14 protein-coding genes are annotated in these 13758 nt (G+C 41.4%); 7 read left to right on the top strand and 7 right to left on the bottom strand.

Going from position 1 to position 13758, the window contains the following annotated elements; translation table 11 throughout:
• Window positions 1–76 precede the first annotated feature (76 nt).
• The 6 genes from AC0L6H_RS18380 to pspF are packed head-to-tail and all read right to left on the bottom strand — an operon-like array spanning window position 77 to window position 6612.
• On the bottom strand, window positions 77–865 hold the full coding sequence (locus tag AC0L6H_RS18380) for an ATP-binding cassette domain-containing protein (RefSeq protein ID WP_473390697.1): 789 nt from the start codon (window positions 863–865) through the stop codon (window positions 77–79).
• Window positions 858–1949 carry an oligopeptide/dipeptide ABC transporter ATP-binding protein gene (locus AC0L6H_RS18375; protein WP_473390696.1) on the bottom strand — a complete coding sequence of 364 codons (1092 nt, stop codon included), beginning with the start codon at window positions 1947–1949 and terminating at the stop codon, window positions 858–860. The genes AC0L6H_RS18380 and AC0L6H_RS18375 overlap by 8 nt, the downstream gene beginning before the upstream one ends.
• The gene (locus AC0L6H_RS18370) at window positions 1949–2842 is read right to left on the bottom strand and encodes an ABC transporter permease subunit (RefSeq protein ID WP_473390694.1); all 894 of its coding nucleotides are present in this window, start codon (window positions 2840–2842) and stop codon (window positions 1949–1951) included. Before AC0L6H_RS18370 ends, AC0L6H_RS18375 begins: the two co-directional genes overlap by 1 nt.
• Window positions 2829–3860 carry an ABC transporter permease subunit gene (locus AC0L6H_RS18365; protein ID WP_473390693.1) on the bottom strand — a complete coding sequence of 344 codons (1032 nt, stop codon included), beginning with the start codon at window positions 3858–3860 and terminating at the stop codon, window positions 2829–2831. The genes AC0L6H_RS18370 and AC0L6H_RS18365 overlap by 14 nt, the downstream gene beginning before the upstream one ends.
• Window positions 3857–5503, bottom strand: a complete 1647-nt coding sequence (locus tag AC0L6H_RS18360; RefSeq protein ID WP_473390692.1) for an ABC transporter substrate-binding protein — start codon at window positions 5501–5503, stop codon at window positions 3857–3859. Before AC0L6H_RS18360 ends, AC0L6H_RS18365 begins: the two co-directional genes overlap by 4 nt.
• On the bottom strand, window positions 5503–6612 hold the full coding sequence (gene pspF / locus AC0L6H_RS18355; protein WP_473390691.1) for a phage shock protein operon transcriptional activator: 1110 nt from the start codon (window positions 6610–6612) through the stop codon (window positions 5503–5505). Before pspF ends, AC0L6H_RS18360 begins: the two co-directional genes overlap by 1 nt.
• A gap of 231 nt (window positions 6613–6843) precedes the next feature.
• Between pspF and pspA the strand changes: the two genes are divergently transcribed.
• The 6 genes from pspA to maiA all read left to right on the top strand — a co-directional run bounded on the left by pspA (window position 6844) and on the right by maiA (window position 11878).
• Entirely contained in the window at window positions 6844–7551 is a 708-nt protein-coding gene (gene pspA / locus AC0L6H_RS18350) for a phage shock protein PspA (protein WP_473390690.1), read from the top strand.
• 133 nt (window positions 7552–7684) lie between these two features.
• Window positions 7685–7921, top strand: coding sequence for an envelope stress response membrane protein PspB (gene pspB / locus AC0L6H_RS18345; RefSeq protein ID WP_473390688.1), 237 nt, complete (start codon window positions 7685–7687; stop codon window positions 7919–7921).
• A complete protein-coding gene (locus AC0L6H_RS18340) occupies window positions 7918–8391 on the top strand; it encodes a PspC domain-containing protein (RefSeq protein ID WP_473390686.1) in 474 nt (157 codons plus the stop codon). The genes pspB and AC0L6H_RS18340 overlap by 4 nt, the downstream gene beginning before the upstream one ends.
• 242 nt (window positions 8392–8633) lie before the next feature.
• Window positions 8634–9428, top strand: a complete 795-nt coding sequence (phhA, locus tag AC0L6H_RS18335; RefSeq protein WP_473390685.1) for a phenylalanine 4-monooxygenase — start codon at window positions 8634–8636, stop codon at window positions 9426–9428.
• Window positions 9429–9609: 181 nt separating this feature from the next.
• Window positions 9610–11166, top strand: a complete 1557-nt coding sequence (tyrR, locus tag AC0L6H_RS18330) for a transcriptional regulator TyrR (protein ID WP_473390684.1) — start codon at window positions 9610–9612, stop codon at window positions 11164–11166.
• Window positions 11167–11221: 55 nt separating this feature from the next.
• Window positions 11222–11878: a maleylacetoacetate isomerase gene (gene maiA / locus AC0L6H_RS18325; protein WP_473390683.1), complete on the top strand. Its 657-nt coding sequence runs from the start codon at window positions 11222–11224 to the stop codon at window positions 11876–11878.
• A gap of 15 nt (window positions 11879–11893) precedes the next feature.
• On the opposite strand, the gene AC0L6H_RS18320 is transcribed toward maiA, so the two are convergent.
• Window positions 11894–12352 carry an Lrp/AsnC family transcriptional regulator gene (locus AC0L6H_RS18320; protein ID WP_473390681.1) on the bottom strand — a complete coding sequence of 153 codons (459 nt, stop codon included), beginning with the start codon at window positions 12350–12352 and terminating at the stop codon, window positions 11894–11896.
• Window positions 12353–12613: 261 nt separating this feature from the next.
• On the opposite strand from AC0L6H_RS18320, the gene AC0L6H_RS18315 reads away from it, so the two are divergent.
• Complete coding sequence (locus AC0L6H_RS18315) at window positions 12614–13663, top strand: Glu/Leu/Phe/Val dehydrogenase dimerization domain-containing protein (protein ID WP_473390680.1); 1050 nt, start codon at window positions 12614–12616, stop codon at window positions 13661–13663.
• Window positions 13664–13758: the final 95 nt, after the last annotated feature.

The raw sequence follows: 13758 nt of genomic DNA, 5'->3' as shown, positions 1-13758 counted from the left end.
TGACTACGCAAAACAGTAGATGTCTTTTTAAATCGTTAGTAGCATTGCTCGCTCAAAAGGTAGACTCGCCAACCAACTAAACCATACTCAAATGTCGCTCAACCAAATTGAAATGCGATTGTATCAATTTTTGTGTTAAGGGCTCTTTTGGCTCAGAAAACACGTCTTCCGTTTTCCCTTGTTCGATGATTTGCCCTTTATCCATTACCAGTACTCTGTCACTAACGTGACGTACTATTCCAATATTATGAGAAATAAACACAAAGCCTAAGCCAAGTTCATGTTGGAGCTTTAAAATAAGGTTTACGGTTTGTGAGCGTACTGATGGGTCTAACGCGGCAAAAGGTTCATCCGCCACAATTATTTTAGGGTCGAGCAATAATGCTCGGGCAAGGGCGGCCCTTTGCTGCTGGCCGTCAGACATCATGTGCGGATAATAATAAAAGTGGTCTCTTAGCAGGCCGACTAATCGTAAGGTGTCTTCAATTTTCTCTTGGCGAGCGGCTTCATCTAGGCTCGAATTTAATTTTAAGGTGTTGTGTAATACTCTCCCTACTGACAATGCAGGGTTCATTGAGCTACTACTATGCTGAAGGATCATGCGAATAGGGTGTAAGGGTTTGGGCTCATTTTCTTCATTGTCTTGAATAAAGTTTATGCTACCCGATGAGGGTTTAATGGCCCCAGCCAAGGCTTTGGCGGTAAGGCTTTTACCCGAGCCGTTGTTGCCAATAATGGCAATCGTTTCCCCTTTGACCATATCAAAACTAATCGGGCCTAGTTGAAAGGTGCGTTCAGGCTTAAATAGCTGCGTTTTGCTCTTGTATAGGTAGCACAAGTCTTTAACGCTGAGTATTTTAGTCATCAATTTCATCCTCTTCGTGGGCAGGGTTACTCAGCTTAAATTTTTCTTGTTCTTGGAAGGTTGCTTTTTCATCCTTTGGTTTTTTCTTGCCGGTTTTGGGCAAATGAAGAGGGTAGTGACAACTATAATGGTGTTCTTGAATGCTTCGCATTGCTGGCACCTGTACACATTCTTTACGCGCATTTGGGCACCTTGGCCCTAAACGGCAACCTGCAGGCAAATTTTGTAAACTCGGAATAGTGCCGCCAAGGGCTTTTAAAGGAGATTTACTCGCTAAGCTGAGTTGAAAGCTAGGCGCGCTATCAAGCAAGGCTTTGGTGTAAGGATGTAAAGGACGTTTTAACAAGGACTTTACTTTGCCTGACTCAACGGTTTGGCCGCAGTAAAGCACCGTCATGGTATCGGCTATGCTGGTGATGGCGAGCAAATCATGGCTCACAAACAAAATCGATAAATTTTTGGTTTTATTTAGTTTTAGAAGCAACCTGAGTACTTGTGTTTTGGTAGTACTTTCCATACCTCGGGTAGAATCATCGGCGATTAAAATGCTGGGTTCTGACGCTAAGGCCATCGCAATCATGATTTTTTGGCTAATGTCGGTGGGAAGTTGATGCGGAAAACAAGCCATCCACCTGTCATGATCTTTTATCCCCACTTTGTGCAACAAACCAATTGCTATTTCTTTCCGATGTTTATTGCGCTGCCAAAACCAGCCTTTTTTTATAAATTCAGGCGGTATACTTTCTTCTATCTGATTACCTAGCCTGACAGAGGGATCAAGAGATGAGGTTGGCTCTTGAAACACCACCGCTATTTCGCGCCGCATTATTTGCCTGCGCTGCTCGTAAGACATGTTTAATAAATCTTGACCTTTATAGGTCAAGCGGTCGGCTTTAATTCGCCAAAAATCAGGTAAGGCACCAATAATTGCTTTAACTACCAGCGTTTTACCAGAGCCTGACTCACCTACTAAAGCCTTAATCTCCTTCTCGTGCAAGGTGAAACTAACCTTTTCTAAGGCTTTAACAGTTTCGGTGCCTAAGTCTATATAAAGCGAAAGGTTTTTAATATCAAGTAAAGCCATTAGTGCTTAAACCTATTTCGAAGCGCACTACGCAGGCCTTCGCCAACAATGTTGACTGACAGCACCATGGTAAAGATAACGATACCTGGTAAGGCAACAAGCCACGGTGCGACATAGGCGGTATCGAGGCTTTGAGACAACATTTGACCTAGTTCAATGCGCGGGTTTTGTGCTCCTAAAGATAAAAACCCCAAGGCTGAAATATCGATGATAGCGATAGATAAGGCAATGGTCGCTTGCACAACAATTAGTTCAAACATGCCGGGGAGTATAGACTTAAAAAATATTCTGACTGGGCCAGCTCCATCGAGTTTGTCCAATAAGATATAGTCTTTGCTTAGCTCTGCCTTCACAAAACTGCGTGTTTGGTGAATAAACTGAGGGATTAAGGCAAGGGTAATGGCGAACATCGTGTTGTACAGGCCCGTACCCATAATGGCTACAATCACGATAGCGATAAGCAAGGTAGGAATAGACATTATAGAATCAAATAAATGATTCACTACGCTGGATCGCACACCACTTAATAGGCCTGCTAAAGCACCAACACCCACTCCAATCAGCATGGCTATTGTAACGATTAGTAAACTACTTCCAAAGGTAACGCGAGCACCATAAAGCAAGCGAGAAAAAACATCACGGCCTAAGGCGTCAGTTCCGAGCAAATGAGAAATTGAACCACTGGCCTCCCAAGAAGGCGGTAACGAAATAGTATTGGTATTTTGTAAATCAGGGTCAAAGGGCGCGAGTACGGGAACAAAAACTGTAATTAATAAAAATAGCATTATGAATGCTAATCCAAACACAGCTAAATGACTGCGTTTAAACTCCAGCCAAACATTTTCTAGTGGTGAAGGATGATATTCTTCTTGGTATAGGTCAAACCGCTGCACGGGCTGTTTCGTCCTTCGTTGGGTCAATAGCGCGAGTGATAAACTCTATCGTAATGGTTAAGGTTAGTACAAACAAGGCCACCACAAGCATACCCGCTCGAATTGCAGGGTAATCTTGCTGATATATTGCTTGAATTAACCAGTTTCCTATTCCTGGCCATGAAAAAATCGTTTCAACAATCATGGCATTTGTCATCAAAGTTGATATTTGTAAGGCGAGTATCGGTAATATAGGAATCAAAGCATTCTTAAAACTATGCTTTATGAATATCTGCCATTGCGTAAACCCTCTAGATTTTGCTGCAATAATGTAGCCTTTTTGCATTACATCCATAATAGATCTGCGGGTAAAGCGAATAAACAAGGCCGTCGTTACAATACTGATAGACAAGGTAGGTAGTATTGCGTGTCTCATTGCGTCGGTCAGGGCGTCCGCTTTATTTTCAATATCAGAAAGAAAAATATCAATAAATACAAAGCCGGTGAAATGCTGAACTTCAAATAGCAGATTTATACGTCCGCTTATAGGTAGCCACCCCAATTGCAAACAAAAAATGGTGATAAATACGAGGGCCAACCAAAACACAGGAAAAGAATAACCAACAATGCTAAAGGTAACCACGCCAAAATCGATAGGGCTGTGATGTTTTAAGCCAAAAAGAAAGCCGACTGGGATACCCACAAATGTCGCCACTAATAGTGCGTATATCATTAACTCTAGTGTTGCTGGTAAAGCAGACGCGACTTCATCAAACAAATTCAATTGAGATACACTACTAACGCCCCAGTTTCCACTAAGTAAATTCTCTATATACAGTGTAAATTGCGCAAATATACTTTCATCGAGCTTAAACGCCGCCTCTAGAGCAAGGCGTTGTTCTAATGTTTCAGGGGTAATACCCGAAATATTCGTAAGCAAATCCCCAGGAAAAAAATAGGGTAGCAAAAATGAAAGCACAACCAAGGCTAAAATAGTAAGTACCATAAGGTTGATATAACGAATAAATAATTTGATCATGGCACACGCTCGACGTCGTCAAAACGGATGCCACCAAAAGGATTGATTTCCATTCCGCGAATGTTGCTTCTTACTGCCTGATACTGAAAAGCATGAGCGATGGGCATTAAGGGCATTTGTTCAAACAAGAGGTCGTTCGCTGCTTTGTAGAGTTGTTTACGAGTTTCAAAGTTGTCGGTTCTTAAGGCTTGCTGAATAAGATCATCGTATTGTTGGTTACACCACATTGCTCTGTTGGTCCCCGACGGAATGGCGTCGCAGGTGAGAAGGGGTCTGTAAAAGTTATCAGGGTCTCCATTGTCGGCATTCCAGCCAATTAGCACGCTGTCGTGTTTACCGAGTGTCAGGTTTTCCCTAAATATATTCCAGTCGTAACTAATTATATTGAGCGTAATACCAACTTCGTTCAAGTAACTTTTTATCATTTGCGCCATTTTCATTGCGTTCGGGTTATAGGCTCTTTGCACGGGCATTGCCCAAATATCCATAGAAAAATTATACGGTAGGCCTGCCTCATCTAATAACTCTCTTGCGCGAACCGGGTTATATCCTAATTCACGAGAATCACTTTGATAGGCCCATGACGCCGAAGGGACAATACTTTTGGCGCGAGTCGCTTGACCTAAATAGACAGCATCTAATATGGATGTTTTGTCTACGGCAAGCGCTAAGGCGCGACGAACCTTTGGATTGTCAAAGGGAGCTTTACTGGTATTAAATGCCCAAAATCCAATATTCAAGCCGGGCTTTTCTAACAAAACTAAGTCTTCTCGGTCAGTAATGACAGCAAGATCACTTTGTGACGGAAAGGCAACAGCATCACATTCTCCGGTAATGAGCTTGGCCATCCGGAGCGAGGATTTTGCGGTAATATCAAAGATAAGATGTTGTGCTCCGGTAGTAGGTGCAAAATAATCAGAATGGCGCATGTAACGAATATATTGATTTAACTTAAAGGCTGAAAATTTATATGGCCCAGTGCCAATAGGATAGTGGTCTATCTGACTTGGTTTTCCTTGCGCCAATAGTTGCATGCCATATTCAGCTGACAAAATGACAGCAAAGTCGGTAGCTAAATTTGCCAAAAACGAACTGTCAGGTTTAAACAAGGTAATTTCTACTCTGTAACCATTGATCCGCTTTACATCTTTGATTGTTTGGTTAAGGCCTAGGCTATCAAAGTAGGGATAATTACCGCTACCTACATTGTGATATGGATGCGCTTGAACCCGCCATCGGTCGATACTAAAAATAACGTCGTCGGCGTTTAAGGTTCGTGTTGGTGTAAAATAGGCCGTATTGTGAAAGGCTACTTTCCGCCTTAATTGGAAGGTATACGTTAGGCCATCGTCACTTACTAGCCAACTACTAGCAAGGCCTGGTTCAATGCGGCCGTTCGCTGGATTAAATTCAAGCAAGCGGTCGTAAATCTGATGGGCAGAGGCATCAGCGGTGGTGCTTGATGTATCGAGTTGGGGATTAAAAAACGCAGGATTACTTTCTGAGCAATAGGTTATTGCATTTTCGTTTATTTGATGTGCTTTCTGGCAAGCGGAAAGTATTAACAAGCTTGTTAAACCAATGACCAGCTTCACACTGGTTTGGTAAAGAAAATGAATGTGTAAACGACGCTCAATTTGCATTAGGCTGACTCGGTGCTTTCTAATAAATTGTACTTTTTTAAATAACCTCGTAATTGATGATATGTCAGTGATAACTTTTCTGCAGTCTTTTTCTGATTATATTGTGAATCTTCTAATGCTTGTTTCAACATACTAATTTCGTAATCTTGCGATGCTTTTTTCAAATCCATTGGGAACTCAAAACCACTCGGCTCTGAAACACCACCAAAAAGTGCGGTCGCATCTTCAGCATCGTTTATTGGCGCGCTACTCGGCATCGTAGCGGGGGTATCTGGGTTAGGTGTTTGTGTTACCGCATTTGCTTTTGCTTTGGTTCGCTGCTGTGGTCGATACTTGGATTCAAATGGGTTGAGCACGATATCGTGGACCGGGACATTTGGCGGCGTTCTGTAAACAGCGCGTTCAACGACATTTTTTAGTTCTCGAATATTACCTGGCCAGCTATAGTCCATTAATAAATCACGGGCTTTTTTGGTGAAACCCTCGAATAATTCGAGTTTTAGTTCGCGCGCCATGTTAATGGCAAAGTGTTCGGCGAGCATCATAATATCAGCTTGGCGTTCGCGCAGGGGCGGTATTGTAATAACGTCAAAGGCTAGGCGGTCCAATAAATCAGCTCTAAATTCCCCTGCATCGGCGAGTGTAGGTAAATCTTCGTTTGTTGCCGCAATGAGTCTTACATCAACTTTCACTGTACGCGTACCACCTACACGTTCAAATTCACCGTATTCTATAACTCTTAGGAGTTTTTCTTGCACTAAGGCAGAAGTGTTTGCTAGTTCGTCTAAAAAGAGGGTGCCTTCATGAGCATATTCAAAACGGCCTTCACGGCGTTTACTGGCACCGGTAAATGCGCCAGCTTCGTAACCAAACAGTTCTGATTCAAGCAAATTGTCGTTTAATGCAGCGCAATTGAGTTTTACGTAATTTTGTTCCCAGCGCTTGGATAAAAAGTGCAGACGCGCAGCGATAAGCTCTTTACCCGTCCCGCGCTCGCCTATCACCAGTACCGGTTTATCTAAGGGCGCAACTTGTGAGGTTTGTTCAAGTATTTCTAGAAAACTATTGGCTTGGCCTATCAGATTATCATTTTGTTTGAACATACTCATAGCTAACTCTAATTATTTTGGTCAAAATCACTAAAACTTAGTGTACTTTAAAATGAAAACAATTACTTATGAAATTGAAAAAAGATTTAACTTTAATTAAAACAGTCGCTTAGCGTGGTTTGACGAGTTGGCAAGCATATTGAATATAGTTCTGGTAAGTAAAGAACCTAAACAAAATTGTGAATTATCACGAATCGCTAATTTTAGCACCAACCACAGGGGTATTAAACCATGGGAATTTTTTCACGTTTTACTGATATCATCAATTCGAATATCAACTCAATACTTGATAAAGCCGAAGATCCAGAGAAAATGGTTCGCTTAATCATTCAGGAAATGGAAGACACCTTAGTTGAAGTGCGTTCAGCATCAGCTAAAACAATTGCTAACAAAAAAGATGTTGTGCATCAGATTAGCAAATACGAAAGGGAAGCGGCAGATTGGGAAGCGAAAGCAGAACTAGCAATTAACAAAGAACGCGAAGATTTAGCAAGAGCGGCGCTTCAAGAGAAGAAAAAAGCAGCAGATGCTGCTGTTACCTTGAACAACGAGCTTGGTTTAATTGAAAGCGAGTTAGCGAAATTGCAAACAGAGACAGGACAGCTTCAAGAGAAACTTGCAGATGCTAAAAGTCGTCAAAAGACCATTATCATGCGTCAAAAGACAGTAAGTTCACGTTTAGAAGTGAAAAAGCGTTTGGATTCTAGTACCGTTGATGACGCAATGGGGCGCTTTGAGCAATTTGAACGAAAAATTGATGACTTAGAATCGCAGGTTGAAGCCTATGATATAGGTAGTCGTTCTCTAAAAGACGAGTTTGCCAACCTAGAGACAGACACTAAGATTGATGATGAACTTGCTGCTCTTAAGCAAAAAATGAGTTCTGGTAAAGCTAAATCAGCGAGCGTATCAGAAGTCAAAAAAGCGAAGAAAGCGTAAGTTAATCTAAACAGTCTGACCGTTGGTCGCACTAAGTTTAAGGCTAGAACAGGGCAAGCAGAGTACAGCTTTGCTTAGCCCGTAGTTATCGCCTAGTGGATTAACGCTGTAAAGAAAAATAAGGAGAATAGCGGTGGAAGAATTTTTTATATTAACCGGTGTAACATTGATTGTTTTTATGGTCTTTGTTGCTCCTATCTGGCTTATCTTACACTACCGTAGTAAAAAACAAGTCAGCCAAGGCTTATCTGAAACAGAGCTTAGGTCGCTTCAAAACCTAGCGCAGAGAGCTGAATCAATGAGCGAAAGAATACAAACCTTAGAAAGTATTCTTGATGCTGAGTCACCTGACTGGAGGAGTAGAGCATGAAACACGGCGAACTATACAGAATAAAACGTGAAGGCAAAATTGCAGGAGTTTGTGCAGGGCTTGCAGATTATTTTGGCATAGAAACGTGGTTAGTAAGAATATTAACGGTTACGGCTTTTTTGCTTCTCGCAGGGCCTTTTGTCCTAGTTACTTATGTCGCACTATGGTTTATTTTAGAAGAAAAATCGGTCGCTAAGTCGGGTACGAACGAGCACAACTCCAAAGCATATGTTGATGGCCTTAGTGGTGGTACTCAGAGCGATTATCGTGGCAAAGGATATAGAAATAGTTCATCTGAAAGCCATAAGGTTGAGGTAAAGTCAAAAGTATGGCAAGCCGGTTTACCTCCTCGCCAGGCCTTTATGGATATCAAACAACGTTATGAGTCTGTTGAGAATAAATTGAGAAAGCTTGAAAGTTATGTAACTTCAAAAGAGTTTCAGCTAAACCGAGAATTAAACCGTTTGTAATAGTAAAGCTTGGATTACCGCGCAAGAGTATCAACCACAGTAAGTATACATCTCCCATCTATCAGCCACCTTTAACAGCTAGAGGTGGTTTTTTATTGTTTAAGATAATGTCGTTTTGTAATAAATAGTTTACGAAAACCCGTGGTCAAACCAGTTTGCGACTTGTCTCTTTTGTGAGCAAATCTAACCTTAATATAGTTATTTGATTATTATTAAGTGTGTTTAATTTTTAGTTGTATATTATGTCTAAACAGTCCAAATATGTATCAAAACAAGCAGATGAAAACGGTATTATTCACTGGTCTGACGAAGAGAATAACCGCTGGAAGCGGCTTTACGAGCGTCAGATAAAACTTTTAGATGGCCGAGCATGTAAGCAATATTTCAAAGGCGTTGATTTGTTGGGTATGACCGCAGATGAAATTCCCCAGCTTAAGGATATTGACAAAGTGTTGACCGAAACCACCGGTTGGCGAACGGCGCAAGTACCAGCACTCATTAATTTTACCGAGTTCTTCACGCTTTTGGCCAACAAACAATTTCCTGTGGCAACGTTTATTCGTAGCGAAGAGGAGTTTGACTACTTGCAAGAACCCGATATTTTTCACGAAATATTCGGACATTGTCCTTTATTAACAAACCCAGCATTTGCTAATTTTACGCATACTTACGGTAAACTGGGTTTAGCAGCCAGTAAAGAAGATCGCGTGTTCTTAGCAAGACTATACTGGTTCACGGTAGAGTTTGGTCTACTCAATACATCTGAGGGCCTTAGAATATACGGAGGAGGGATTTTGTCCTCTCCAGGTGAAACACGCTATGCACTTGAATCTGAAAAGCCAATCCGTCAGCCCTTAACACCATTAGAGGCAATGCGTACACCCTATCGGATTGATATTATGCAACCGATTTATTATGTCTTGCAAAATGCTGACGACCTCGATGATTTAGCTAATACTGATTTAATGGCAGTGGTTCAACAAGCAAAAGAACTTGGGTTATTTGAGCCCAAATTCCCACCCAAAAATAGCGCTTAAGTGAGCGCTGTGCGTGAACAGCTTGTTGTTTGTGTTTGCCGCTGGCAATAATATAAAAAACATTAAATTTTAGTAATAAAGGGCCTTTTAAGGTCCTTTTCTTGATCTGCCGTTCACGATAGCCGTAAATAAAAACATACGAGTTACATTTAGTTTACACGGCGGCGAGGAATTACCACACATGCGTTTAGAAATCAGTTGTACAGATAGAATGGGGATCACGCAAGATGTGTTAGATGTGTTGAATGATTACGACATTGACTTGCGTGGCATAGAAATAGATGAGTTGGGCAAGTTATTCTTGGATTTTCCCACTATTGAGTTTGCAGATTTTCAAGATTTGATGCCAAAGCTACGACGTGTGGATGGTATTGATGACGTGCGTACCACGCCATTTATGCCCATTCAACGTGAGAGAAATCAGTTGCGCGCGCTGCTCGAGACCCTTCCCGACCCAGTGTTTTCTACCGACGCCAACGGCAAAATTATTCTTTACAATGAGGTTGTTGCATCCACTTTAGAGATGAAACCTGAACAAATAAGAGAACTCAATATTGATGACTTGATTGAGGGATTTAACGTAAGCAAATGGTTACACGGTAAAAAGGTAGAAACGCAAACACACAAGGTGCAATTTATTCAACAAGACTATATTGCTGATTTGCTACCTGTCATCATTCCCGATAGCGATAAAAACGTACTCGCAGGCTCAGTAGTTATGCTTAAATCGGAGGTGCGTTTAGGCGCTCAAATAAATGCGTTTAAAAAAACCTACTCTGGCAGTTTTGACAACTTTGAAGCGCATTCTGCTGCGATGAAAAAAGTGCTACGCGAAGCTAAAAGAATGTCAGAACTTGACGGCAATATTTTGATTACCGGTGATACAGGCACTGGCAAGGAGCAACTCGCAAAAGCATGTCATGACAACAGCCGACGCTGTGATGGCGAATTTGTTACGCTTAATTGTGCATCTTTGCCCGATGACGCAGCCGAAACTGAGTTATTTGGCTACGCAAAAGACACCTTTGACAGCGCTAGTGCAAAAGCAGGTTTGTTTGAACAGGCGGTAGGGGGCACAATATTATTTGATGAAGTGTCAGAAATGTCTGCAACCTTACAAGCTAAATTGCTCAGGGTGTTGGAATATGGTACCTACCATCAATTAGGTGACAGTCGCGTCAAATATATAGATTGCCGTATCATTTGCACAACCTGTAAGGATTTGTCGCAATGTGTCCAAGATGGCACATTTAGAGAAGACTTATATTATCGCTTGAATGTTTTAGGCTTGGTTGTTCCGTCATTGCGTGAGAGAAAAGCGGATATAGTGCCGTTGGCGAATAAATTAGTACTACAACACAGCAAAAAGCTGGGTATCCAAGCGCCTAAATTAAGTAAACCTTGTATTGAGTACTTGGAAGCTTATCCTTGGCCTGGAAACATTCGCCAATTAAAAAACGCATTGTATCGCGCGATAACACTCATAGAAGGGAAAGAAATTACTAAAGAAGCAATACAAGTACCTAACTGCAGCGCCAGCGTTACTTATATTGACGAAAACTTCGATGGCACGCTTGAGCAAGAGGTGAAAAAGTTTGAGCGAGATATGCTAAAACGCTTGTATCCGTCTTACCCGAGTACGCGTCAACTTGCAAGAAAGTTGGGCCTAAGTCATACCGCGATTGCCAATAAACTGCGAGAGTATGGTATAAGTAAGCATTCAGCTAAGATGCAGTAATTTGCAGGCACTGAGTCAATGACCTGCATACTTTTTGATTCGAGGTTATTTTTATATGAACTTTAAATTGCACGGTTATTGGCGCTCTTCAGCAACCTATAGAGTGCGGATCGCACTAAACTTGAAGCAGCTCGAATACGAGTATATTCCCGTCCACTTAGTAAACAATGGAGGGGAACAAAAAAGTGATGCTTACAAGCGCTTAAATCCAGCAATGTTGGTACCTACATTGATTGATGAAGATATGGACCTAACGCTTAATCAGTCAATGGCGATTATTGAATTTTTGGACGAAAAGTATCCAACTGATATAGCTTTTTTACCGCAACATGCTACTGACAGGGCAAGAGTTCGGATGCTTGCCCAAGATATTGCTTGCGATATACAGCCGGTGACTAATTTACGAGTGCTAAATAAGCTTAAAAGTGATTTTGGTGCAGATAACGATGCGGTTGCTGCGTGGTCTCGCGATATCATTTCGGCTGGCTTCGAAGCGCTTGAGAAACGATTAAGTACGCGGGCTAGTAAGTACGCATATGGTTATGAGGTAACGCTTGCAGATATCTGTTTAGTTCCGCAAGTATATAATGCGCATAGATTCAAGGTTGATATGACTCCTTACCCGACGATAGAAAAAGTATATAAAAATTGCCAAGCACTTGATGCTTTTATAAAAGCGGCACCTGAAAATCAATCAGATGCGCCAAAATAATACTTTTTATTTGAGTTAGATGGGCAGGGCTGTGGTATTTTTGACCTGCTTCAGGGCAAAGGTTGAACTTAGGTGGTCTACCAAAGGTAAACTTGTTAACTTTGACTTTAGTAACTGCTCATATTCTTCAATACTTTGGACAATAACCTTTAATAGATAGTCCTTGTCACCACTGGTTGTATGGCATTCAATAACTTCATCTATCTCTTGCACGGCATTTTCGAATTTAGTCAAAGAATCACCATCATGATTCTTTAGAGTGACATAAATGAATACGGAGACGCCTAAATTTAATTTTTTTGCATCAAGTAAAGTCACTTTTTGGCGAATAATACCGTCAGCTTCCATGCGTTTAACGCGACGCCAACAAGGTGTATGCGACAAGCCCACATATTGACTCAACTCTGCCATCGACACAGTTGCGTCACGTTGCATTACACGAAGAATTTCGCGATCAAATTTGTCTAGTTTCATAATAATAATGTCTTTCTATAAAAAAATAATGGGCTTAGGTACAAGCGGTGTTTCATTATAAGTTTACTAAATAGAACTTGAGTATAGGATGAATGTCCTATAATTGGTAAACAAATCTCTATTCTTTTTATCTATATGGCGTCAAGCCAATACAATAGCAACACTTATCCTTAAATATTTCAGCTACTATTTATTATGTAGCGGTAGGCAATTTGCCTACACCATGGTAAAACCACAACAATAAAAAAACTGAGATTTCCAATGGCTTTGTTTGAACATATTGAATTTGATAATCATGAGCAAGTTGCTTTTCATCATGATAAAAAAACCGGCTTAAAAGCGATTATTGCTGTACACAATACTAAGCTAGGTCCAAGCCTTGGGGGCTGTAGGATGTGGCCCTATGCCAATAGTGACGAGGCATTGACTGACGTGCTTAGGCTTTCCGCTGGGATGTCGTACAAAGCCGCGATGGCCAATTTACCCCAAGGAGGTGGTAAAGCGGTTATTATCGGTAACCCGCGTGAACATAAATCGACTGAGCTAATGCAGGCTATGGGTCGATTTGTTGACAGCTTCAATGGTCGATACATTATTGCCGAAGACTCTGGCATTAGCGTACAAGACATCAATCAAATGGCAAGTCAAACAAAGTATGCTTCAGGCAACAAAGCACGCTACAGTATTGACGGCAATAAACCTGATGGAAATCCAGCGCCGTCTACTTCTTTGGGTGTTTTTTGTGGTATTGAAGCAGCGGTAAAACACGTTTTTGGTTCTGACCTACAAGGCAAAACGGTTGCCATTCAAGGGGTAGGGCATGTTGGATTGCGTTTGGCAAAGCATTTACACCAAGCGGGTGCAAAGATTTTTGTATCAGACATATATGAAGAAAATTTACTCATCGCCCATAAAGAATATGGTGCAACAATAGTAGATAACAAGACCATACATAGTCTCGACGTTGACGTATTTGCTCCTTGCGCACTAGGCGCTGCTATCAATAAAAATACGATTGACGCATTCAAAGCTAAAATTATTGCTGGCGCAGCAAACAATCAATTGTCTACCAGTGCAATGGACCTTGCACTTAAGCATAGAAATATTACCTACGTGCCCGATTACGTTATTAATGCAGGTGGGATTATCGATATACATCACCAAACCCTTGACGATGGTAGTGATGAAAAATTACTTGCAGAAGTGAAAAAAATAGGGGACACCGTATCGTCGCTACTCGCGCAAGCGCAACAGCAGGATTTGCCGACTCAACAGGTCGCTAATGCGATCGCAGCAGCGCGTTTTAGTTAATAGTAGATCTCTGCTTTTCAAAAAGCAATTGACAGAGGACTCGAACACCTTTTATACAATTGCTTAATAATCACTGACAATTTCATTGTTGTTAC

The organism is Glaciecola sp. G7-5 (assembly GCF_055808975.1).
Note: the sequence above shows the minus strand (reverse complement) of the source record. Positions and strands in the feature narration are given on the sequence as shown.

Bases quoted from the DNA above. Each gene is read 5' to 3' on its own strand.
- AC0L6H_RS18380 (WP_473390697.1), bottom strand. From the start codon at position 865: ATGACTAAAATACTCAGCGTTAAAGACTTGTGCTACCTATACAAGAGC.
- AC0L6H_RS18375 (WP_473390696.1), bottom strand. From the start codon at position 1,949: ATGGCTTTACTTGATATTAAAAACCTTTCGCTTTATATAGACTTAGGC.
- AC0L6H_RS18365 (WP_473390693.1), bottom strand. From the start codon at position 3,860: ATGATCAAATTATTTATTCGTTATATCAACCTTATGGTACTTACTATT.
- AC0L6H_RS18360 (WP_473390692.1), bottom strand. From the start codon at position 5,503: ATGCAAATTGAGCGTCGTTTACACATTCATTTTCTTTACCAAACCAGT.
- pspF (WP_473390691.1), bottom strand. From the start codon at position 6,612: ATGAGTATGTTCAAACAAAATGATAATCTGATAGGCCAAGCCAATAGT.
- pspA (WP_473390690.1), top strand. From the start codon at position 6,844: ATGGGAATTTTTTCACGTTTTACTGATATCATCAATTCGAATATCAAC.
- AC0L6H_RS18340 (WP_473390686.1), top strand. From the start codon at position 7,918: ATGAAACACGGCGAACTATACAGAATAAAACGTGAAGGCAAAATTGCA.
- phhA (WP_473390685.1), top strand. From the start codon at position 8,634: ATGTCTAAACAGTCCAAATATGTATCAAAACAAGCAGATGAAAACGGT.
- tyrR (WP_473390684.1), top strand. From the start codon at position 9,610: ATGCGTTTAGAAATCAGTTGTACAGATAGAATGGGGATCACGCAAGAT.
- maiA (WP_473390683.1), top strand. From the start codon at position 11,222: ATGAACTTTAAATTGCACGGTTATTGGCGCTCTTCAGCAACCTATAGA.
- AC0L6H_RS18320 (WP_473390681.1), bottom strand. From the start codon at position 12,352: ATGAAACTAGACAAATTTGATCGCGAAATTCTTCGTGTAATGCAACGT.
- AC0L6H_RS18315 (WP_473390680.1), top strand. From the start codon at position 12,614: ATGGCTTTGTTTGAACATATTGAATTTGATAATCATGAGCAAGTTGCT.